Here is a 20,401-nt window from a genome sequence, read left to right on the forward strand (position 1 = left end):
TTCCTATGAAGAGGCCGGGACAATACGGCCTTGGCGAACTGCATCCAGGTACAACGGCAACCAGTGTGCTGGGTCAGGCCCGGCCTGGGCGACTGCTTGTTCTGCAATCTCTGCCATATCGGGGCTGCCGGAGAACACCAGCAGTTCGTCTTCGCAGTCGGAGAGGTCCAGTTGGGCTACCGTGACGCTGGAGCCTTGCTTGACGAGAAACTTCCGGCTGGCTTCGCCCAGCGTTTTCAGCAACTCAAACTCGGCGGGGGTCAGGCCGAATCCTTCGATGTAATCGCGGGCTTTGGCCCTGGGGTTGGGCAGCAGAATCAGGGTGGCCGTCTGCTGAACCAGTGAAGGGCCGACCGGGTTTTGGGTGATGGCGCCCGGTTCCTGTGTAGCGAAGGCGAGCACACCGTTTTTCTTGCGGATGGTGCGGCTGGCGTCCTGCATGTCATCCTGGAAATGCTTGTCTTTTAGCGGGTGCTGGCATTCGTCGTATAGGTTGATGATGCGCCGTCCGTCATGCAGGGCGTCGATGCGGTGCTTCAAATACATGGTGGCCGCGCCGCGTACCGCGTCATCGTCCAGCAGTTCGGTAAGGTCAAAGCCAAAGATAGCGGGTGTGCCGTCATCCGTTGCCAGGCTCAGCTGATCTGACGGATTGTCGAACACCCAGCCGTATTCACCGCCCCGGCACCACGGTGCCAGGCGTGCGTGAATGGTACTGGTGCTGTCATCCTCGCTATAAGGGTTGGGCAGTAGGGTGTTCAGGGTGGACAGCGTGCGGGCTTCGCGGTCGATGAGCGTGGTCAGCTGCTGTACGGCCCGGGTAATGTCGGCATGTTGTCGGGTGGTGACTGTTTCACCCCTGCGTTCCGCCAGGAATACAACCAGTCGCACCATGAAGGCGACGTTCCCCTTGGTGGGTTCCATCTGAAATGGGTTCCAACCGGTCGCTTCGCCAAGGCGGATATTGAAGTACCGCCCTCCCAGCGCCATGATGAGTACCTGCATACCCTGGTCTTTGTCCCACACTACACACGTTGCCCCAAACTTCTGTGCCTGGGTGAGCAGCATGCCCTGCAGCACGGTTTTGCCGGTGCCGGTCATGCCAATAATCATGGTGTTGCCCGGGCGTCGCTTGCCGGTTTCGTCCAGGTCTTCCACTGAAGCGTGGAAGTTGAAGAAGAATGGACTGCCGGTTTGCGTCTTGAGCATGGTGACGGCTGGCCCCCAGGGGTTGCCAGCGGGCTTGCCGGTCAGTTGGTTATGCAGACTGGAGAAGCACAGGAAATTGAGCGACGTGACGGGCACCGGGCGCGGACGCCAGTGCCAGTTGCCGGGCAACTGCGCCCAGAAGCCAGCCTCCAGGGCTTTTTCCAATGGCCTGAAGCCGATGGCTTCTTCGGCCAAGGCGGTGGCTGTATGCGCCAGCGCCTGGCGCACGCCTTCCGCCGTGTCGCCATAGATAAGCAAGGTAGCGTGGTGGTCGCCCAGGCCAAGACGACCAGAAGTGAGGTCATCCATGGCCTGGGTCAGTTGGGCCACCTGGCTGCCGGCGTCGTCGCCGGAATCTACCAGCAGCTTCTGATGGCGCTTCACCAGTTTCTTTGCAGCGGCCCCGGTGTGGCTGCCCCAGGATTGGGTCAGTACAAACTCATGCGGCAGGCCCAGCAACCGGTCCAGATGGCCGGGCTTGCTGGCTTCCGGGTAGTCGCGCAGCTCCATCATGCCGAAGATGCGTGAGTCTGCCACGGTACGCAGTTCGCCAAGCTCGCCATGTTTGCCGAAGATGGGCCGGGCATAGGGCAGGGTGTCGCGTAGCCGTTCCCGCGAAACCGGTACGGGCCGTAGCCGCCCCGAAAGCAGAAAGCCCAGGAACTCAGCGGTTTCACTGAAGGCAAAGCCATTGCGATCCACAATCCCCAGCGTCTGCGGATCGTAGCGGTACAGACCGGCCTTGAATGTGCGCAGAATGTCGTTCAGGCGGGCGATGGATTCCGTCTGCCAGTGCGCGATGCGCTGGCTGTCGGCCTTTTCCAAGCTGGCGAAGGTGCCAAGTATCGGATCCTCGACCGGGTGAACCAGCACCGACAGGTACAGATCATTCACCATCAGGCCGCTTGCGTCGAAAGTGGAGCGATAGGCCGCGTCGAACCGGGAGGCGAAGGGCTGGCTGAAAGTGCTTTCCGGGTATTCGGTGACGCGACGGCGGATGATGTGGGAATAGAAGCCGACCGATCCCATGGGCAGGCCGCGCAGCACGTTATGCAAGGCTTCAATCCATTCCTTCAGTTCTTCCTGTGCGTAGGCATCCGGTGCGCGCCCCGCCACCTTGATGACGGCCAGGTACTCATGGTTATCGCAGGCGATGATCTGATCTGTGACGTGGTGGGAATAGGGCAGATAGCGCGAAACCCGCCGTTCATCCACGGCGAGAGTGGCTGCAGCAGTCATACTGGCGTCCTTTATCGGATAAGCGTGCGCCAGGAGCGGCGCCGGTGGTAGCCGTGCAAGGCGTAGCTGGAACCTTTCCAGAAACGCTGGTTACGGTTGCGTTTACGGGTCTTGAGTTCCAGCCAGAGGACATCCAGCGCTTTGTCGTCGTCGCGAGTGAGGATGGCCAGGGTAGGCATGACCACGAACAAGAGTCCCCACCAGGCCAGGCCCGCTGTCATGGCAATCATCGCGACAACGGCGAAGGCACCCAGAAGCAGCCGCGTGGGAATGCCCATGAAGGTGGCCTTGCGGCCCAGCCCCTTGAAAACAGGGTAGCTGTGATCGTTCATGGCTTACTTCCAGAGCAGTACTACCAGTTCAGCGGCTGACCCGGCCAGCAGCACACCGATGCCCCAACGGATGGCGTCATCCTTGCGCATGACCTCTGCGGAATACAGCACAAAGATGATGATGCCGATGATGATGGCGGCAATCGGCAGGATGACATCCAGGTTGTCGCGTAGGGTCTGCAGCGTCGTCTGCGCCCTGGTAAGTCCACCGATGGATTGGGCCGATGCAGTCTGAGTGATGCTGAACAGCAGCAGGGCTGTCGTCCATCTGTTGAAGATATGCAGGCGTTTTGTAGCGTTTCTGATGCGGATCAGTAGTGACATGGAAAGACTCCTGCCCCAGACGCCACGCGGCGCAGGGGTGACGGTGACAAGGGAAAGTAGGGCCGGCCCGGTGGGCCGTGGTCAGGTGTCGGAACGCTGGCCGGGTTCAGAATCGGGCGTCTGGGCAAAGCCGTCAGTCGCCGGGTTGGAGGTGAAACCGTCGGGTGAGCCGGGTGACGCTTCGGATTGCGGTTTCTGCTTAGGCTTCGATGAGGGCCGGGTCGGTGTTCCGTTCGCTGCCGGGGGTGTCGTGGCGTCGGCAAGCGGCACCAGGGCAGGCACCTTGATGCCTGCCTGAGTCAGTACCTTTCCAACATACCCGTTGGTAAAGCCACGGCGGAAATTGCTGGTGTTGTAGCAGGACAGCGCGGCGCGTAGTGCCTGCTGCGGGTTTTGGTGGGTGGGTAAGGCCCGGGCATAGCAGTCAGCCAGCACGGTCTGGGCGGCAGTGAGGTTCTTGCAGGGGTCAAACACTGTAGTCGTATCCAGCCTCAGCCAGGCCCAGTTACGCACATTGATCTGCCCCAGCCCGGCATCGAAGTCGATACCCTGGTCAATCAGTTTCTGCGCTGCTGCCGTAGCTTCCTCCAGGCTGCGGGGCTGACGCTGCAGTTGGTGGCCCTTGCGATTGACGCCGATGGCGTACTGTTGCGCCCTGGATTCATGCTTGACCACGGCATGTAATGTGACCGGGTGAATATCGGGAGCGCAGGCCAGGGCCAGGGCGGCGAGTTCTGTAAGCATGGCGGCGTCCTCAGTTGTCGCTGCGGTGCCTGGGGTCGGTCAGAGAGAAGTTCCAGCCGTTGGCCCACTGCCCAGTGTGTTCCGCTTCCCACTTGGCCTGAGCCGCTTCGTAATCTTCGGACTTGATCCAGTAGCCGCCCATGGCCGGCCTTCCCACGTACCGGACAGACAGTTCATAGGTCCAGGCGTGATCGTTGTAGACCACACAATAGGCGGGGAGCTGTGTGAGCGTGACCGTGCGAAGCGGATGCACTTCGTAGACGGGTTCGGAGCTGTCGCCGCCGTAGCGGTAGCCGCGTTCGCGCCATTTGTAGGCCGTACCGGCGTAGCTGCTGTTCAGAAAGTCCGCATCACATTTGCCTGCCCCTCGAGAAATGGCGTCGATACGCTGCGCCATACCATTTTCGCCGGAAGCGGGGCATTCAGATAGGAAAGCCCGTCTGGCTGCGACCGTCGCAGACCAGTCCAGGCCGCGTTTGTTGTATTTTTTGATATCGAAATAATGATCCAGCGAAGGGCTGCACTCACCAGGACGCAGGCTGGAAGACAGGCATAGCGTCGCTTCGCAGGCCAGTCGGGGGATGCCGGTCAGTAGCTCAATGGTGCCGTTTGCATGGGCAGCAGGAGTCAGGGCGCAGGCAAGGGCCAGCGCCCCAGCCCGCAGGGCGGGAAGAGTGTGCATGAGGAAGTCTCCGGGAGAGGGGTAGAGCGTGCGGCCTGTCGGCCTGGAGAATCAGCGCTGCTGCAGCGTCTGTTGTGCGATGGCGAGATGTTCGGGCTTGGCCATGGCCCGCAGCAGATGGGCGCTTTCGATGGCGGCCAGGCGGGTATCGCGCAGTTGGCCCAGATCAGCCACGACTTTGCGCAGCAGCGTCAGTTCTTCCTGCAGCGTATCGTCGGCGGAAAGCCGCCGCCTTACATAGTTAGAGAGGGACAGCCCAGACAAGGCGGCTGCTTCGCCCAGGCGTGCAGCATGAGACGGGGTCACCCGAATACGGATGACCTCGGAAAGAGGTTCGTTCATGGAGATATCCTGTTTGAGGTGAGCTACCGCCAAAAGTCCGCCGCTGCTTCTATTCGCGTTCAGGTGCCAAATCGCAGCTTTGATTTGGGCCGTTCGCGTATGAACTGCAGGACTTTGCTCTCCGGCTGGGGCAGCTTGCCAGCTTCCAGTTCATCCAGAAAGTTGGCCCATTGCTGGACCATGGTTTTCCGCTGGGCGATGAATTCTGCGCGGTCATAGCTGCTGCCGAGTTCTTCATCGGATGTATGCGCCAAGTGGCGCTCGATGACATCCGGGTCCCAGCCCAGATGTTCCCGAATCATGGTGCGAGCCGTGGCGCGGAAACCATGACCAGTGATCTGTTCCTTGGTGTCGTAACCCATGGTACGCAGGGCGACGTTGATGGTGTTTTCGCTGATATACCGGCTGGTTTCCGAGCGGCGTGACATGCTGCGGAAGACTGGGCCGGTTGGACCAGTGAGCGAATGCAGTTCCTCAAGAATCTCCAATGCCTGGCGTGGCAGGGGGACGATGTGTGCCGGTGTGCGGCTATCGCGTTTCTGCCATTCGCGCATCTTCATCTTTTCAGGTGGGCAGCGCCAGAGTTCAACCTCTAAATTGATGTCTTCCCAATCTGCAAAGCGGATTTGACCAGGCCGCTGAAACAGCATGGGTGCCAGCCGTAGCGCGCAGCATGTGATGAAGTTGCCATGGTAGTTGCGGATATCTCGCATGAGTTGACCGAGCTGAGCTGGATCAGTGATGGCCGCGTAATGTCGGCCACGGGGCGAAGGCAGCCCGCCTGTGTACCTGTTTACGAAGTTCTTTGCCGGTTCCAATGTGCCAAGGTCTACGGCGTACTGATAAATGTGCTGAATGACCTCACGTATCCGTTGCGCAGTTTCAAGGTTGCCGCGATCTTTAGGACGGTGCAGGCATGACACAATCTCCGTAGGCAGAATGGCGTCGATGGGCTTGTCTCCCACCCAAGGAAATACATGAAGCTCCAGGTGCCGGATGATCCTGTGCGAGTACGCATCGGACCAATGCCTGTCTTTGCTAGCGCTCTTGTGCCACGCACGGGCCATGAGTTCAAAAGTCTGAAGGCGGGCGGTCCGGGCCAGTTCTTCCTCGCGGTCACGAACGTCCTTGGGGTCCTGACCGTTGGCACGTAGGCTGTTTGCCTCGTTTGCCTTGATCCGAGCCTGGGCCAGCGTGACGCCCGGATACGGCCCCATGCCCAGCTTCACCGGCTTGCCGTGTCTCATGTACCGATAGATCCATGCCTTGCCTGTCGCTCGAACGCGCAGGTAAAGGTTGTCGCCGTCGTTCAGCAGATATTCTTTTGGGCCGGGCTTGGCCGCTCTGATCTGAGTCTCGCTCAGTAAGCCCATGACTTGTACCCCCAGAGGCCGTTAATGACGAAACCATTGTGGGGTACAAACTGGGGTACAGACAAACTCGGGATGTAGCGGCGCGCAGTGAGACGTCCTGGGCAGCGAATTGCGCCTAAGACATTGATTTTTTGAAGATTTGGGAGGTTTTGAACCGTGCTGGAACAGCAGAATGGTGGCCTGGGGCGGAATCGAACCACCGACACGCGGATTTTCAATCCGCTGCTCTACCAACTGAGCTACCAGGCCATCTGGTGAAGGCAGAATAATACACCAAAAAAAAAATGTGTGCTTTGGGCAACGCTTTTTATTTTAAATAAACTGTCTTTATCCTTAAACGTAACTCGGTTCTCAGGGTTTTCCCCTTGCCCGGGTATAATGAGCGGTTGTGTCGGTTAGCTGTTTTTTACAGCCCAATTATGTCAGTAGACGTCATTACCTTCGGTCTGAACCACGTCTCGGCGCCCGTATCGGTGCGCGAGCGTGTCTCTATGCCGCTTGAGGTTCTCAAGCCGGCTATCGATGGTTTGCGCTCGGCGTTTGGCGCGTCGGTCAAAGAAGCCGCCATTTTGTCTACCTGTAACCGCACCGAAATCTACTGTGCTGCCGAACCGCATGTGTCGGCGGGCCTGGCCGACTGGCTGGCCGAATTCAACAAGCTTGAATCGCGCAGCTTGCAGCCGCACCTATACCAGTACCAGCAAAACGAAGCTGTGCGCCACGCGTTTCGTGTGGCCAGCGGGCTCGATTCCATGGTGCTGGGCGAACCTCAAATTTTGGGCCAGATGAAAGATGCCGTTCGCGCCGCCGAACAGGCCGGCTCGTTGGGCACCTTGTTGCATCAGCTATTCCAGCGCACCTTTTCGGTTGCCAAAGAAGTTCGCTCGCAAACCGCCATTGGTGCGCACTCAGTGTCTATGGCCGCTGCGGCCGTTCGCCTGGCCGAACGCGTGTTTGGCGACCTGTCGCAAACCCGCGTGCTGTTTATCGGTGCCGGCGAAATGATCGAACTGTGCGCCACCCACTTTGCCGCGCTCGAACCGGCACAAATGACGGTCGCCAACCGTACGGCCGAGCGCGCCGAAGCCTTGGCATCGCGCTTCATGGCCAAAACCATGAAGCTGTCCGACTTGCCCGCGTCCCTGGCCGACTTCGACATCGTTGTGTCCTGTACGGCAAGCTCCTTGCCCATTTTGGGCTTGGGCATGGTCGAGCGCGCCACGCGTATTCGCCGTCATAAGCCCATGGTCATGGTCGACCTGGCCGTGCCCCGCGACATCGAAACCGAAGTCGGGCGCCTCGACGATGTTTACCTTTATTCGGTCGACGACCTGGGGCGCATGGTGCAAAGCGGCACCGATGCCCGTCGCGCTGCGGTCGTGCAGGCCGAGGCCATCATCGAAACCCGTGTGCAAAATTTCATGCACTGGCTGCACAACCGAGAAATTGTGCCCACCATTGTCGACATTCATCAAAAGGCCGAGCAGCTCAAAGACGTCGAGCTGCAGCGTGCCCGCCGTCTGCTGGCCAAAGGCCAATCTCCCGAAGCCGTGCTCGAGCAGCTCGCGCACAGCCTCACTCAAAAATACATCCACGGGTCGCTTGCAGCCCTGAACCGCAGCGAAGACACCGAGCGTCAGCAATTGCTCGACTTGCTTCCCCGTTTGCTGCCCGACGCAGAACGCCGCCGTTAGCGACCCTACGGGTCCTTTGCTGCGCCGCGCCTTCCAACTTTCCTTTTTCTTTTCCCTATGAAAGACTCCATGCGCGATCGACTCGAGCAGTTCGCTCGTCGACTCAAAGAAATTGATGCCATGCTTGCCGAGCCCGAAATTGCCGGCAATATGGACAAGTTCCGCCGCTTGTCGCGCGAACGCGCAGAGCTCGAGCCCGTGGTGCGCGAATTCGAAACCTATGTCTCTGTCGAAGGCGACATGCAGTCCGCCACCGACATGCTTGCCGACCCCGACATGCGTGACATGGCCGAAGAAGAACTGAAGTTGGGTAAAGCGCGTATTGCGGCCCTGGAAGACAGCCTGCAGGTCTTGTTGCTGCCCAAAGACCCCGACGACGGCCGTAGCGTGTTTCTGGAGATTCGCGCGGGTACCGGCGGTGACGAAAGTGCGCTGTTTGCCGGCGACCTGTTGCGCATGTACACCCGTTACGCCGAGACCAAAGGCTGGAAGGTCGAGTTCATGTCTGAAAGCCCGTCAGAAGTGGGGGGCTACAAAGAAGTCATTGTGCGCCTGGATGGCGACGGCGTTTATGGTCAGCTGAAATTTGAGTCCGGCGCGCATCGTGTGCAGCGCGTACCGGCAACCGAAACCCAGGGCCGTATTCACACCTCGGCGTGTACCGTGGCCGTGTTGCCCGAAGCCGACGAGGTCACCGATATTGTGATTAACCCGTCTGATTTGCGTATTGACACCTTCCGGGCCAGCGGCGCGGGTGGGCAGCACATTAATAAAACCGATTCGGCCGTGCGTATTACCCACTTGCCCACCGGGCTGGTCGTTGAGTGTCAAGACGATCGCTCCCAGCATCGTAATAAAGACAAGGCCATGCAGGTACTTGCAGCGCGCCTGAAAGACCAGCAGGTGCAGGCGCAGCAAAGCAAAGAGGCGGCCGAGCGCAAAAGCCTGGTGGGCTCGGGTGACCGCTCCGAACGCATTCGTACCTACAACTACCCGCAAGGGCGGGTGACCGATCACCGTATCAACCTGACACTCTACAAACTGGGCGCCATTATGGAAGGCGACCTGGACGAGTTGACCAATACCCTGTTGGCCGAGCATCAGGCCAATTTGCTGGCCGCCATGAGCGAGGCCTGATCGGCATGAGCTGTGTGCGCGACTTGCTTCGCGACTCACCCTTGCCGCGTCTTGAAATGCAGATGCTGTTGCAGCAGGTGCTGGGGGTGTCGCGCGCCTGGCTGGTGGCCCACGATACCGACCCGCTGCCAGAAGACGCCGTAGCCAACATTCAGGCACTGATGGCACGTCGACAAGCCGGCGAGCCCATGGCCTATATTTTGGGCACGCGCGAATTTATGGGGCACGACTTTCAGGTAACGCCGGCGGTGCTTATACCGCGTCCCGACACCGAGGTGCTGGTTGAAACCGCACTCGACATTTTGCAGGGCAAGTCTGTCGCCCAGCCGCGTGTGCTCGACCTCGGGACGGGTAGCGGCGCTATTGCGATTTCTGTTGCTTTGGCGTACCCGCGGGCCAGCGTTACGGCAACAGATTCAAGCCCCCAGGCGCTGCAGGTTGCGCATGCCAATGCAAAGCAGTTGGGGGCCGCAGTACAGTTTTTCGAGGGTGACTGGTACCAGGCGCTGCCGGCCGAGACCAGCCCTTTCGATTTAATTGTTTCAAATCCGCCGTATATTCGGGCCGACGACACGCACCTGGCCCAAGGCGACTTGCGCTTCGAACCGCGCAGCGCCCTGACAGACGACGCCAACGGTTTGCAGGCTCTGGTCCGCATCGTCGAAGGCGCGCTTGCCTGGCTGGCCGAGGGTGGGGCACTGTGGCTTGAACATGGCTGGGATCAGGGTGCCGACGTCAGGCAGTTGCTGGCTCAGGCCGGTTTCCAGCGGGTCGAAAGCCGCCGTGACCTGGCCGGTATCGAGCGGATTTCCGGCGGCTATTTATAATAGACACAATTCCACTGTTTAGAGGGCACCATGAGCGAAGTTCAAGATTTCATCCGGGAAACCGTTACCAGCAACCCCGTCGTGTTGTTCATGAAGGGTACGGCGCAATTTCCGCAGTGCGGGTTCTCGGGTCGTGCCATTCAAATTCTGAAGGCATCCGGCGTGACTAAACTGGTGACCGTCAATGTTCTTGAAGACGAAGAAGTCCGTCAGGGCATTAAAGAGTATTCGAACTGGCCAACCATCCCCCAGTTGTACGTTGCCGGCGAGTTCATCGGCGGCTCCGACATTCTGGCCGAAATGCACGAGTCCGGCGAACTGGTAACGGCACTGAAAGAAGCAGGCGCACTTGGCTAACAAGCGTCGCCTGGTTGTCGGCATTACCGGGGCGACAGGCTCTATTTATGCCGTGCGCATGCTGCAAACGCTGCGCGAAAAGGCGCCCGATATCGAAACCCATTTAGTGGTTTCGCCATCGGGCGTGCTAAATATCAAGTACGAGCTCGATCTCGATCGCAAGGCCGTGCACGATATGGCCGATCGCGTGTACAGCTTTCGCGATGTTGGCGCGACGCTGGCCAGTGGCGGGTTCGACACAGCCGGCATGGTTGTGGTGCCGTGTTCCATGCGTACGCTAGCCGCTGTGGCGCACGGGTTCTCCGACAACCTCATTACCCGCGCCGCCGACGTCACCCTTAAAGAGCGCCGGCGTCTGGTGCTTATGGTCCGCGAAACGCCGCTGAATCTGGCGCACTTGCGCAACATGACGTCTGTCACCGAAATGGGGGGCGTCATTTTCCCGCCATTGCCGGCGTTTTATCATCACCCCAAAACCATCGAAGAGATGGTCGACCACACGGTGGCCCGTGTGCTTGAACTGGTGGGTATCGACGTGCAGGGCCCCCGCTGGGAAGGCACCTGACGCCGTGGGCCTTAGCCCAGTTTTTGCAGGTCGCCTACTACGTTTAGCGGGATAACCTTGGGGCTGCTGCGGCTTGTCTGCGTTTTGGTGTCCGTCTCGTCGTCATCATCGCTGAAGGCGGCCAGCGCGTCGCTGAAATCCTCGGTATCAAACGCCTTGTCGCCGTCTTCGTCTGCAGCGCCATCGGCTTTCAGGCCGGCAAAATCAAAGATACGGCTATCCATCAGGTGTGACGGTACCGCATGCGCCAGCGCGGCAAATACATTCCACGACCGGCCCGGCAGCTTGCGATCCCATTCGGCGATCATGCGGTTGATTTCCTGGCGCTTCAGGTTCTCTTGTGAACCGCACAAGGTGCAAGGGATGATCGGGAATTCTTTCAGTTTGGCGTAGGCAATCAGGTCTTTCTCGGGCACGTAAGCCAAAGGCCGGATCACGATGTGTTCGCCATTATCTGACTTGAGCTTGGCTGGCATGCCCTTCATGCGCCCGCCGTAAAACAGATTCAAAAAGAACGTGGCCAGAATGTCGTCGCGGTGGTGGCCCAATGCAATTTTTGTCGCGCCCAGCTCTTTGGCCACGCGGTACAAAATGCCCCGGCGCATGCGCGAGCACAACGAGCACATGGTTTTACCCTCGGGGATCACACGCGTCACGACCGAATAGGTGTCCTGGTTTTCGATGTGGAACGGCACGCCGACGCGTGTCAGGTATTCGGGCAGAACGTGCTCGGGGAAGCCGGGCTGTTTCTGGTCGAGGTTGACCGCCACAATGTCGAACTTGAACGGTGCGCGCGACTGATGGATGAGCAGCAGGTCGAGCAGGCCGTAAGAGTCTTTTCCGCCCGAGAGACACACCATGACTTTGTCGCCGGCTTCGATCATATTGAAATCGATAATGGCGCGGCCTGTTTCGCGGATCAGGCGTTTGGTCAGTTTGTTTTCGCTGACACTCATTTTGCGCGGCTCGCGCGGGGTGTCGACGGAGGCGGTGTCCGGGGTTGCTGTAGTGTTCATGGTGTTCAGTTTTGGCGGCTTCGTTCGATGGCGATGCCTACGGCTGCACAGTCGGAAAACGCATTGGGTTTGCTGATGCGCAGCTTGATGTGCTTGATCTCCGGGAAATCGCGCAGCAGCCGCTCGGTCACCTGCTCGACCAGGGTTTCAATAAGATGTACATGGGCCTGGGTGCACTCTTGCACAATGGCGGCACGCACCAGGCGGTAATCAAGCACCGTCTGGATATTCATGTCGTCGACAGGCTGATGAATGTCGACGTCCAGCTCTACGTCGATGTGAAGGGGCTGGGTGGCACGCAGTTCGTGTTCCAGAATGCCAATGTGGGCATCAAGGGCGAGCTGCGAAAAGTAGATCCGGCGGGTAAGCATGAGTAGTGGCGTAAGGGTTGGCGGCGGTACGGGGCCGCAGCCAACGCAGGTTGGCGTAAGAAAACAGATTATAAGCAGCTAAAGTCGCGCTGCAGGCCAAGCAAGTGCTGACCGCCGTCGACCACAATAGACGTGCCCGTCATGCTGGGCGTTTCGGCCGCAAATAAAATGGCGCGGGCAATGTCTTCCGGGCTGCTGGCTTTGCCCAGTGGCGACAGCGCGTGTGTGCGTTCGAAATCGGCTTCGGTTTGCAGGTGACTGGGTAGTGTCAGGCCCGGCGCGACGCCCACCACACGTAAGCGGGGGGCGAACGCCTGGGCAAGCATCGTGGTTGCGGCCTGGAGCGCGGCCTTGGTCAGCGTATACGAAAAAAAGTCGGGGTTGTAGCTCCAGAGCTTTTGATCGAGCAGGTTGACGATGACGCCCTGGGCGTTGGGGCGGGTTTCGATATGCGCGGCAAGTTGTTGTGCCAGCAACAGCGGGGCGGCCAGATTGGGCATGATGTGCGCCTGTAGCGACGCCACCGAGAATGTTTTTGGGTCGTCAAACTCGAACAACGATGCGTTGTTGACAACGGCGTCGACCTGACCCAGGGCATCGAGGGTTTGCTTGAACACGGCAAGCGGGGCTTCCGGGTTGGCCAGATCGCCGCCAACCGCCGTGCAGCGCACGCCCATTTGTTGAAGTTCGGCCAGGGTGCGTTCGGCATCTGCGCCAGACCGGTTGTAGTGGATGGCAACGCCCCAGCCCGACCGGGCGAACTTGAGCGCGACTTCTCGGCCCAGGCGCTTTGCGGCGCCGGTAATCAGGACGATTTTTTGAGCTTCAGAGCGATCAGTCATGGCTAGAAAATTCTTTATTTGCGCTTTATTGCCCAACCTGCGGGTGCTGGGTTAAGGCATACATTAAAAGTGCGAAGTTCATCGCGGCGGAACACATGCACGCTAACGGTGTCATTGGCTTTGTAGGCGCGTAAAAGCCGGTCGATGTCGCCGGTGTCGGCAACGCGTAACCCCCCAATGGCCACCAGTTGGTCGCCGGCCGACAGCCCGCCCTGATGGGCGGCGCCGCCATTGATCACGCTGGCCAGCTCAATACGCCCCTGGCTTGCACGCGTGCGTACGTCAAGCGATGGCGTCTCGGGGGCGGTTGTGCGCTCGAGCAAAATACCGGCGTTGGCCAGCAGTGTTTGCAGCGGCACATCTTCGCAGCCATCGACATGGCGCGCCAGAAAGTCGGCAACATCGACGCCGCAGGCCTCGTGTATTAATGACACCATGGCGTTTTCATCAATACCGCTTTGTGTGCCGGTGTAAAAGTGTCTTCCGTAACGGCCCCACAACAAGCGCATGACATCGTCAAGCGACGCGTGCCCGCTTGAGGCGTGTCGAATAAAAAGGTCGAGGCCCAGGGCAATGAGTGAACCTTTGCTGTAGTAGCTGACCAATGCGTTGGTGGCGTTTTCGTCTTGCTTGTAAAAACGTGTCCAGGCGTCGAAGGAGCTGTCGGCCACCGACTGCATCAGACGGCCGGGGGCCTTGGTGACGGTGTCGATGGTTTTGGCGAGCAGGCCGAAATACTTGGCTTCGTCGATAAGGCCCGCGCGCAGCAGCATCAGGTCGTCGTAGTACGACGTAAAGCCTTCGGATACCCAAAGCAGGCGACTGTGGTTTTCGCGGTCGAGCTGGTAGGGCACGAAGGCCGCGGGTTTGATGCGCTTGACGTTCCAGGTGTGGAAATATTCGTGGCTGACCAAGCCCAAGAAGTTAGTGTAGCCATCGGGAGGGTTGGTTTGCCCGGCAACGGGGAGGTCGTTGCGCGAAGTCATCAGCGCAGTCGAAGCGCGATGTTCGAGGCCGCCATACCCATCGCCAGTGACCATGGTCATGAATACATAACGGTTGCTGCTGTCCAGAAAAGGCGCCGCATGAGTCTCGGGCTCAAAAAAGCTGATCTGGGTCTCACATATTTTCTGGACATCTGCGGTGATGCGATCCAAGTCCAGGTTTGGGGCGATGCCGGTGAATACGAGTTCGTGTTCGGCGCCATGGGCTTTGAATTGGGCGACTTTCGGCGTACCCATTTCAACGGGGTGGTCAATTAGGGCGTCGTAGTCGGGGGCGCAATACAACCCAAAGCCGTGCAGTTTGGCCGCCCCGGGGTATTGCGATGCATCGGCTTCGGGCAAACTGGTGTACACCTTCCAGTCGGCCCGGTGCGCGGGCGCCTTAAGGTCGACCAGGCATTCAAGGTGCGTGTGCCCTTCGGGCGCCAGGAAAACGCTGGTGCCATTAAAAAAGGCATGGGTTTCGTCGAAGTGTGCGCCGCGCACAGACAAGTCCCAGGCGTAAACGGTGTACTGCACGGTTAACGGGCCCTTGCAGGGGGCACAGCGCCAGCTGTGGTTGGATATTTTTTGTATGTCGACACGGCGGCCATTAACATTGGCGGCGATATTCACAATGTGTCGGGCAAAATCGCGAATCAGGTAGCTGCCCGGAATCCACGCGGGCAGACTGAGCACTTGCCCCTCGGGGTTTGGGTTTTGCAGGGTCAGCTCGACCGAAAAATAATGGCCGGCCGGGTCGGCAGGAATTAAGCGGTAAAGTAATGGTTTTGCATTCATAACGCATATATTACTTTGCAAGGAGTCAGCATGAGTGAGCCATTGGTCAAGGTCGAGACACGCGGCCGGGTCGGTCTTTTGACACTGAATCGCCCCAAAGTCCTTAACGCTCTGAGCAACGAGGTGATTGACGAAGTGGCCAATGCCATGAAGGCGTTTGATGCCGATGACAATATCGGCGCTATTGTCATCACAGGCAGCGAAAAGGCCTTTGCTGCAGGCGCCGACATTGCGGCGATGAAAGACTGGTCGTATACCGACGTTTATAAACAAGACTACCTGGGCCACCAGTGGGAATATCTGCGTCGCGTACGCAAGCCGATTATTGCGGCGGTGTCGGGTTTTGCTTTAGGCGGCGGGTGCGAGCTGGCCATGCAGTGCGACTTCATCATTGCCGGTGAAAATGCAAAATTTGGCCAGCCCGAAATCAAGCTTGGCATTATTCCGGGCTTTGGCGGCACCCAACGCTTGCCACGTGCAGTGGGTAAAGCCAAGGCTATGGACATGATCCTGACGGCCCGCATGATGGACGCCGCCGAAGCAGAGCGCGCAGGCTTGGTGTCGCGTGTTGTGCCTTCCGATCGCGTGCTCGACGAAGCGCTCGAAGCCGCCACCGTCATTGCCGCTATGTCATTGCCCTCGGTCATGATGGCCAAAGAGGCGATAAACCGTGCCTACGAGGCGCCGCTCAACGAAGGCCTGCTCTTCGAGCGTCGCAATTTTCATGCGTTGTTTTCAACCCACGACCAAAAAGAGGGTATGAACGCCTTCATCGAAAAGCGTCAGCCCCAGTTCAAGCACGAATAGCAGCCAAAGGCCCGCCAGTCGTCATAGGCGGGCTACCTTACGATTTGCTTACGCTTAAAAAATAAAGTTATACTCTGCGGGTTTGACGCTTAACAAACAACAGCGGGAATGCGCAGGCAGGTTTGCGGTTACCCCAATAAGGTTTACCCCAACGTGTCATCCGCTAATCAGGTAAAATCCCCGGGCTCTGGTGCTGCAGTGCAGCTAACCGAAGCACAAAAAGCCAGCTTGCAGGCCAAGGCCAAAAAAGGTCTCTTGCGGGCGTTGGTTGCCCAGGCAGTCATGGCGGCTGTTGCCGTTGTGGTGTGCTGGCTGGTAGCGGGCGTGTATGCCGGTGCCTCGGCTTTGCTGGGTGCTGCGGCTTACCTGGTGCCCAATGCGTTGTTTGCGTTGCGCTTGCTGGTCGGCCTGGTTATGGGTCGTCCTGCCAACCCGGCAGGGTTTCTGCTCGGCGAGCTCATCAAGCTGGGTGGTGCAGTTGCGTTGCTGGTGCTGGGTGTTTATCTGGCGCAGGCGTGGCTGGTTTGGCCGGCGCTTATTTTTGGGCTGGTCATGGTACTTAAGGGCTACGTGCTTTTGCTAATGTTCAGCAAGCTGCCGTAGTGTGGTGCAAAAATTCATGTGCGGTGTCGTGCCAAGCGGCATCGTGCTCGTTATATAGTCAACAGGGTAAGGGTTCAAATGGCTGCTGCTAGTGATATTTCGCCACAGTCCTATTATATTCAGCACCACTTAGTGCATTTGAATGGCCTCGGCGAGAAGCAATCGACTATCGCCGATTTCTCGGTCATCAACTACGACTCGTTGTTCTGGTCCATTCTTATGGGTCTTATTGTCGTGTTGGCCATGTGGTCGGCCGCGCGTCGCGCCAGTGCCGGCGTTCCGGGTCGCTTTCAAACCGCTGTCGAAATGCTTGTCGACATGGTCGCACAAGAATCCAAAAGCATTATCCCCAGCGAAGCTACACGCCGTTTTGTGGCACCGCTGGCACTTACCGTTTTCTTGTGGGTCATTCTCATGAATGCCCTCGATCTGGTGCCCGTCGACTTGCTGGCCTGGATCTTCAAAATGACAGGCGTTGGCGCCGAGCATGGCGACCCGCTGTATTACCACCGCATTCTGCCAACAGCCGACCTCAACGTGCCTATGGGTATGTCCCTGGGTGTGTTGCTGCTCACTATCTATTACGGCATCAAAATCAAGAGCGGTGGCGGCTTCGTAAAAAGTCTGTTCACAGCTCCCTTCCACGCCCATGGCTTTGTTGGTCTGCTCCTCGTTCCGTTCAACGTTCTGTTGAACCTGATGGAATATGCCGCCAAAACCGTGTCGCTGGGAATGCGGTTGTTCGGTAACATGTTTGCCGGCGAATTGCTCTTCATGCTTATCGCTCTGCTGGGTGGTGCGTGGACAGGCTTTAATGGTGCAAGTATCGGTTTGGGTATTGGTCATGTTCTGGCCGGTTCCGTGTGGGCAATCTTCCACATCCTTATCGTCGTATTGCAGGCTTACATTTTCATGATGTTGGCGCTTGTATATGTCGGTTTGGCTCACGAAGACCATTAATAAATTTCCGGCGCAGTTGCTCTCATCCGGGGGCAGCTGTTCGGGGCGCAAGGTTTTCTTGCAAAGCAGTTTTCTTTTTGGCTTTTTGATTACACAAGGTTTTTTAACCAAGGAGTTGTTATGACCAACGTTGCTTTCGTTGCTCTGGCTTGCGGTCTTATTGTTGGCCTGGGTGCTTTTGGCGCCTCGATCGGTATCGCTTTGATGGGTGGTAAATATCTCGAAGCTTCGGCTCGTCAACCCGAGCTCATGAACGCTTTGCAAACCAAAATGTTCCTGTTGGCTGGTCTTATCGACGCTGCGTTCCTGATCGGTGTTGGTATCGCCATGTTGTTCGCTTTCGCCAACCCCTTCGTCGGCTAAGCAACAATACGCCCGCCAGTACGGGTGGGCTAAGTAGTCGTAGGCAGTGCCGCAGGGCGCTGCTCGCGACTTGGACATTGGGTGTTTTGCAGCATCGCTGCGGGCACTTGTGGTATTAAAGGGACACGACCGTGAATTTAAACGCGACTCTCTTTTTTCAGATGATCGTGTTTTTTGTTTTGGGTTGGTTTACGATGAAATTCGTATGGCCACCTTTGACAAAAGCAATCGAAGATCGCCGTCAGAAAATTGCCGATGGTCTTGCAGCTGCCGACAAGGGTAAGGCCGATTTGGCCCAGGCCCAGGCACGTATCAGTCTGATCGAGGCCTCTGCCAAATCCGAGAATCACGCCCGCATGCTCGAAGCTGAAAAGCAAGCCGCGGCCATCATCGACGAAGCTCGTCGTGAAGCCGAAGCTGAAAAGGCTCGAATCATTGCGCAGGCCAAGCAAGACGCCGAACAAGAAGTTCAGCGTGCGCGCGACGGGCTTCGTGCCGACGTTGCAAACTTGGCTGTTAAGGGTGCAGAACAGATTCTCAAACGAGAAGTCAATGCACAGGCACACGCCGAGCTGTTAAATCAGCTCAAGGCACAACTCTAATATTAGGGCAAGGCCATGGCTGAATTATCGACTATTGCCCGACCCTACGCCGAAGCGCTTTTCGCTACGGCCAAGGGCAACCAGGACGCCTTGGCTTCCTGGTCGGGTTTGGTTAACGAGCTTGCCGAAGTGGCAAGCCTTGACGACGTGCGCGAAGCACTGACTGATCCGCGTCTTAGCAACGATCAGCGCATCGAACTGTTTACAGGGCTGATCAAATCACCCCTGTCAGATGCGGCACGTAATTTCATCGAACTGCTGGTCAAAAACGGGCGCATTTTGCTGTTGCCCCAAATTGCACAGCAATTCGATCTGTTGAAAAACCAGTTCGAGGGCACCGCACTTGCCGAAATCACCAGCGCATTCGAGCTGAGCGATTCGCAGGTTCAAGAGCTTTTAACCGGTCTCGAGAAAAAGTTTGGCCTCAAGCTCAAGCCATCTGTCACCGTCGACTCCGCCCTTATCGGTGGTGTCCGCGTGATCGTTGGCGACCAGGTACTCGATACTTCTGTGCAGGCCCAGTTGGCCCGCATGCGCGACACGCTGGCCGCCTAAGCGAGCCATATAACAGGATTCAGGAGTCTGAACATGCAACTTAACCCGTCAGAGATCAGCGAGCTGTTGAAAAGCCGCATCGAAGGCTTGGGCGCGTCTACCGACGTACGTACACAAGGCACGGTCGTATCCGTGACCGACGGTATCACCCGCATTCACGGCTTGTCCGACGTAATGCAGGGCGAAATGCTCGAATTCCCCAATAACGTCTTCGGCCTGGCGCTCAACCTCGAGCGCGATTCCGTGGGTGCCGTTATTCTGGGCGACTACACCGGTGTTTCCGAAGGTGATCCGGTTAAAACAACCGGCCGCATTCTCGAAGTACCCGTTGGCCCCGAACTGCGCGGTCGCGTGGTAGACGCCCTGGGCGCTCCCATCGACGGCAAAGGCCCCATCAATGCCAAGCACACCGACATCATCGAAAAGGTTGCGCCCGGCGTTATTGCACGTCAATCAGTCGATCAGCCGCTTCAAACCGGTATCAAGGCGATTGACTCCATGGTGCCAATCGGTCGTGGCCAGCGCGAGCTGATTATTGGCGACCGTCAAACCGGTAAAACTGCTGTCGCCATCGACACGATCATCAGCCAGAAAGGCAAGAACGTTACTTGCGTATATGTGGCTATTGGTCAAAAGGCTTCAACCATCAATAACGTGGTTCGCAAGCTCGAAGAGCACGGCGCAATGGAATACACCATTGTTGTTGCTGCCTCGGCTTCCGACTCCGCCGCGATGCAGTACCTGGCTGCTTACTCGGGCTGCACCATGGGCGAATTCTTCCGCGATCGCGGCGAAGATGCCCTTATCGTATACGACGACCTGACCAAACAAGCCTGGGCCTACCGTCAGGTTTCGCTGTTGCTGCGTCGTCCTCCCGGCCGCGAAGCTTACCCCGGCGACGTCTTCTACCTGCACTCCCGTCTGCTCGAGCGCGCTGCTCGCGTTAACGCCGACTACGTCGAAGCGTTCACCAAAGGCGAAGTCAAGGGTAAAACAGGTTCGCTCACCGCGCTGCCTATCATCGAAACCCAGGCAGGCGACGTGTCCGCGTTCGTTCCTACCAACGTAATTTCGATTACCGACGGTCAGATCTTCCTTGAAACCGACTTGTTCAACGCCGGTATCCGTCCTGCTATTAACGCAGGTATTTCGGTATCGCGTGTGGGTGGTGCGGCTCAAACCAAGGTCGTTAAAAAGCTGGCTGGTGGTATTCGTACCGACTTGGCCCAGTACCGCGAACTGGCTGCGTTTGCGCAGTTTGCGTCCGACCTCGACGACGCAACCCGTCGCCAGCTCGAGCGCGGCAAGCGCGTTGTTGAACTGCTCAAGCAGCCTCAATATCAGCCGCTGCAAGTCTGGGAACTGGCCGTTTCGTTGTTCACCGTTACCAAAGGCTACCTCGACGATCTCGAAGTCGATCAGATTCTGCCTTTCGAAAAAGCACTCAAAGAGTCGCTCAAGTCCAAGAACGCTGCCCTGGTTCAGCGCATCGAAGACAAGAAAGAACTGTCCAAAGAAGACGAAGCAGAGCTGGTTGCCGCAATTGAAGAGTTCAAAAAGCACGGTGCTTTTTAATTTGACTGGCGAGGGTGGCAGGGCGGTTAGCCCCGCTGCCCGTAGGACTACAGGAGCAGGCCACGCCTGCTCCGCCATAACGCCCTGACAGGAATTGC

At 58.0% G+C, this 20,401-nt stretch carries 23 protein-coding genes and 1 tRNA gene; 12 read left to right on the plus strand and 12 right to left on the minus strand.

The annotated features are described in order from the left end of the window. Positions 1-3: 3 nt before the first annotated feature. From GTU67_RS09015 to GTU67_RS09050, 8 genes are all read right to left on the minus strand, one after another. Complete coding sequence (locus GTU67_RS09015) at positions 4-2,448, minus strand: VirB4 family type IV secretion/conjugal transfer ATPase (RefSeq protein WP_185779761.1); 2,445 nt, start codon at positions 2,446-2,448, stop codon at positions 4-6. 11 nt (positions 2,449-2,459) lie between these two features. After that, positions 2,460-2,780 (minus strand): VirB3 family type IV secretion system protein, encoded by a 321-nt coding sequence (locus GTU67_RS09020; protein ID WP_102776193.1) that lies wholly within the window; start codon positions 2,778-2,780, stop codon positions 2,460-2,462. Between the two features lie 3 nt (positions 2,781-2,783). After that, the gene (locus GTU67_RS09025) at positions 2,784-3,104 is read right to left on the minus strand and encodes a TrbC/VirB2 family protein (RefSeq protein WP_102776192.1); all 321 of its coding nucleotides are present in this window, start codon (positions 3,102-3,104) and stop codon (positions 2,784-2,786) included. An 81-nt stretch (positions 3,105-3,185) separates the two neighbouring features. After that, a complete protein-coding gene (locus GTU67_RS09030) occupies positions 3,186-3,848 on the minus strand; it encodes a lytic transglycosylase domain-containing protein (protein ID WP_185779762.1) in 663 nt (220 codons plus the stop codon). A 10-nt stretch (positions 3,849-3,858) separates the two neighbouring features. Then, positions 3,859-4,530: a TrbM/KikA/MpfK family conjugal transfer protein gene (locus GTU67_RS09035; protein ID WP_185779763.1), complete on the minus strand. Its 672-nt coding sequence runs from the start codon at positions 4,528-4,530 to the stop codon at positions 3,859-3,861. Between the two features lie 51 nt (positions 4,531-4,581). After that, on the minus strand, positions 4,582-4,872 hold the full coding sequence (locus GTU67_RS09040; RefSeq protein ID WP_180150773.1) for a plasmid mobilization protein: 291 nt from the start codon (positions 4,870-4,872) through the stop codon (positions 4,582-4,584). Between the two features lie 59 nt (positions 4,873-4,931). Continuing rightward, complete coding sequence (locus GTU67_RS09045; protein ID WP_185779764.1) at positions 4,932-6,245, minus strand: tyrosine-type recombinase/integrase; 1,314 nt, start codon at positions 6,243-6,245, stop codon at positions 4,932-4,934. Between the two features lie 173 nt (positions 6,246-6,418). Continuing rightward, a tRNA-Phe gene (locus GTU67_RS09050) sits at positions 6,419-6,494 on the minus strand. Positions 6,495-6,664: 170 nt separating this feature from the next. Here GTU67_RS09050 and hemA point away from each other — a divergent pair. Genes hemA through GTU67_RS09075 form a run of 5 tightly spaced genes read left to right on the plus strand, consistent with a single transcriptional unit; the run spans position 6,665 to position 10,825 of the window. Next, complete coding sequence (hemA, locus tag GTU67_RS09055; protein WP_185779765.1) at positions 6,665-7,939, plus strand: glutamyl-tRNA reductase; 1,275 nt, start codon at positions 6,665-6,667, stop codon at positions 7,937-7,939. Positions 7,940-7,996: 57 nt separating this feature from the next. Further along, positions 7,997-9,076: a peptide chain release factor 1 gene (gene prfA, locus GTU67_RS09060; protein WP_185779766.1), complete on the plus strand. Its 1,080-nt coding sequence runs from the start codon at positions 7,997-7,999 to the stop codon at positions 9,074-9,076. A 5-nt stretch (positions 9,077-9,081) separates the two neighbouring features. Next, complete coding sequence (gene prmC / locus GTU67_RS09065) at positions 9,082-9,903, plus strand: peptide chain release factor N(5)-glutamine methyltransferase (RefSeq protein ID WP_185779767.1); 822 nt, start codon at positions 9,082-9,084, stop codon at positions 9,901-9,903. Positions 9,904-9,933: 30 nt separating this feature from the next. After that, positions 9,934-10,260, plus strand: coding sequence for a Grx4 family monothiol glutaredoxin (gene grxD, locus GTU67_RS09070; RefSeq protein WP_093969808.1), 327 nt, complete (start codon positions 9,934-9,936; stop codon positions 10,258-10,260). After that, positions 10,253-10,825, plus strand: a complete 573-nt coding sequence (locus tag GTU67_RS09075; RefSeq protein WP_185779768.1) for a UbiX family flavin prenyltransferase — start codon at positions 10,253-10,255, stop codon at positions 10,823-10,825. Before grxD ends, GTU67_RS09075 begins: the two co-directional genes overlap by 8 nt. Positions 10,826-10,836: 11 nt before the next feature. Here GTU67_RS09075 and ttcA read toward each other — a convergent pair whose 3' ends face one another. From ttcA to GTU67_RS09095, 4 genes are all read right to left on the minus strand, one after another. Next, entirely contained in the window at positions 10,837-11,841 is a 1,005-nt protein-coding gene (gene ttcA / locus GTU67_RS09080) for a tRNA 2-thiocytidine(32) synthetase TtcA (RefSeq protein ID WP_185779769.1), read from the minus strand. A 5-nt stretch (positions 11,842-11,846) separates the two neighbouring features. After that, the gene (gene folB / locus GTU67_RS09085; RefSeq protein ID WP_185779770.1) at positions 11,847-12,212 is read right to left on the minus strand and encodes a dihydroneopterin aldolase; all 366 of its coding nucleotides are present in this window, start codon (positions 12,210-12,212) and stop codon (positions 11,847-11,849) included. Positions 12,213-12,280: 68 nt separating this feature from the next. Next, positions 12,281-13,054: an SDR family oxidoreductase gene (locus GTU67_RS09090; RefSeq protein WP_185779771.1), complete on the minus strand. Its 774-nt coding sequence runs from the start codon at positions 13,052-13,054 to the stop codon at positions 12,281-12,283. A 14-nt stretch (positions 13,055-13,068) separates the two neighbouring features. Then, positions 13,069-14,838, minus strand: a complete 1,770-nt coding sequence (locus GTU67_RS09095) for a M61 family metallopeptidase (protein ID WP_185779772.1) — start codon at positions 14,836-14,838, stop codon at positions 13,069-13,071. Positions 14,839-14,868: 30 nt separating this feature from the next. Here GTU67_RS09095 and GTU67_RS09100 point away from each other — a divergent pair, with 30 nt between their 5' ends. The 7 genes from GTU67_RS09100 (at position 14,869) to atpA (ending at position 20,303) form a co-directional block, all read left to right on the plus strand. Beyond that, positions 14,869-15,645 (plus strand): enoyl-CoA hydratase, encoded by a 777-nt coding sequence (locus tag GTU67_RS09100; RefSeq protein ID WP_185779773.1) that lies wholly within the window; start codon positions 14,869-14,871, stop codon positions 15,643-15,645. A 198-nt stretch (positions 15,646-15,843) separates the two neighbouring features. After that, positions 15,844-16,248, plus strand: coding sequence for an ATP synthase subunit I (locus GTU67_RS09105; protein WP_346727011.1), 405 nt, complete (start codon positions 15,844-15,846; stop codon positions 16,246-16,248). 78 nt (positions 16,249-16,326) lie between these two features. Continuing rightward, entirely contained in the window at positions 16,327-17,208 is an 882-nt protein-coding gene (atpB, locus tag GTU67_RS09110; RefSeq protein WP_185779775.1) for a F0F1 ATP synthase subunit A, read from the plus strand. Positions 17,209-17,328: 120 nt separating this feature from the next. Beyond that, entirely contained in the window at positions 17,329-17,571 is a 243-nt protein-coding gene (gene atpE, locus GTU67_RS09115; protein WP_093969799.1) for a F0F1 ATP synthase subunit C, read from the plus strand. A gap of 131 nt (positions 17,572-17,702) precedes the next feature. Next, complete coding sequence (locus GTU67_RS09120; RefSeq protein ID WP_093969798.1) at positions 17,703-18,173, plus strand: F0F1 ATP synthase subunit B; 471 nt, start codon at positions 17,703-17,705, stop codon at positions 18,171-18,173. A gap of 15 nt (positions 18,174-18,188) precedes the next feature. Then, the gene (locus tag GTU67_RS09125; protein WP_093969797.1) at positions 18,189-18,728 is read left to right on the plus strand and encodes a F0F1 ATP synthase subunit delta; all 540 of its coding nucleotides are present in this window, start codon (positions 18,189-18,191) and stop codon (positions 18,726-18,728) included. Between the two features lie 33 nt (positions 18,729-18,761). Beyond that, positions 18,762-20,303 (plus strand): F0F1 ATP synthase subunit alpha, encoded by a 1,542-nt coding sequence (gene atpA / locus GTU67_RS09130; protein ID WP_185779776.1) that lies wholly within the window; start codon positions 18,762-18,764, stop codon positions 20,301-20,303. The last annotated feature ends 98 nt before the right edge of the window (positions 20,304-20,401 follow it).

The sequence above is a fragment of the Pusillimonas minor genome, from assembly GCF_014237865.1.
GTDB lineage: Bacteria > Pseudomonadota > Gammaproteobacteria > Burkholderiales > Burkholderiaceae_B > Neopusillimonas > Neopusillimonas minor.

Bases quoted from the DNA above. Each gene is read 5' to 3' on its own strand.
- GTU67_RS09015 (WP_185779761.1), bottom strand. From the start codon at position 2,448: ATGACTGCTGCAGCCACTCTCGCCGTGGATGAACGGCGGGTTTCGCGC.
- GTU67_RS09020 (WP_102776193.1), bottom strand. From the start codon at position 2,780: ATGAACGATCACAGCTACCCTGTTTTCAAGGGGCTGGGCCGCAAGGCC.
- GTU67_RS09025 (WP_102776192.1), bottom strand. From the start codon at position 3,104: ATGTCACTACTGATCCGCATCAGAAACGCTACAAAACGCCTGCATATC.
- GTU67_RS09030 (WP_185779762.1), bottom strand. From the start codon at position 3,848: ATGCTTACAGAACTCGCCGCCCTGGCCCTGGCCTGCGCTCCCGATATT.
- GTU67_RS09035 (WP_185779763.1), bottom strand. From the start codon at position 4,530: ATGCACACTCTTCCCGCCCTGCGGGCTGGGGCGCTGGCCCTTGCCTGC.
- GTU67_RS09040 (WP_180150773.1), bottom strand. From the start codon at position 4,872: ATGAACGAACCTCTTTCCGAGGTCATCCGTATTCGGGTGACCCCGTCT.
- GTU67_RS09045 (WP_185779764.1), bottom strand. From the start codon at position 6,245: ATGGGCTTACTGAGCGAGACTCAGATCAGAGCGGCCAAGCCCGGCCCA.
- hemA (WP_185779765.1), top strand. From the start codon at position 6,665: ATGTCAGTAGACGTCATTACCTTCGGTCTGAACCACGTCTCGGCGCCC.
- prfA (WP_185779766.1), top strand. From the start codon at position 7,997: ATGAAAGACTCCATGCGCGATCGACTCGAGCAGTTCGCTCGTCGACTC.
- prmC (WP_185779767.1), top strand. From the start codon at position 9,082: ATGAGCTGTGTGCGCGACTTGCTTCGCGACTCACCCTTGCCGCGTCTT.
- grxD (WP_093969808.1), top strand. From the start codon at position 9,934: ATGAGCGAAGTTCAAGATTTCATCCGGGAAACCGTTACCAGCAACCCC.
- ttcA (WP_185779769.1), bottom strand. From the start codon at position 11,841: ATGAACACTACAGCAACCCCGGACACCGCCTCCGTCGACACCCCGCGC.
- folB (WP_185779770.1), bottom strand. From the start codon at position 12,212: ATGCTTACCCGCCGGATCTACTTTTCGCAGCTCGCCCTTGATGCCCAC.
- GTU67_RS09090 (WP_185779771.1), bottom strand. From the start codon at position 13,054: ATGACTGATCGCTCTGAAGCTCAAAAAATCGTCCTGATTACCGGCGCC.
- GTU67_RS09095 (WP_185779772.1), bottom strand. From the start codon at position 14,838: ATGAATGCAAAACCATTACTTTACCGCTTAATTCCTGCCGACCCGGCC.
- GTU67_RS09100 (WP_185779773.1), top strand. From the start codon at position 14,869: ATGAGTGAGCCATTGGTCAAGGTCGAGACACGCGGCCGGGTCGGTCTT.
- atpB (WP_185779775.1), top strand. From the start codon at position 16,327: ATGGCTGCTGCTAGTGATATTTCGCCACAGTCCTATTATATTCAGCAC.
- atpE (WP_093969799.1), top strand. From the start codon at position 17,329: ATGACCAACGTTGCTTTCGTTGCTCTGGCTTGCGGTCTTATTGTTGGC.
- GTU67_RS09125 (WP_093969797.1), top strand. From the start codon at position 18,189: ATGGCTGAATTATCGACTATTGCCCGACCCTACGCCGAAGCGCTTTTC.
- atpA (WP_185779776.1), top strand. From the start codon at position 18,762: ATGCAACTTAACCCGTCAGAGATCAGCGAGCTGTTGAAAAGCCGCATC.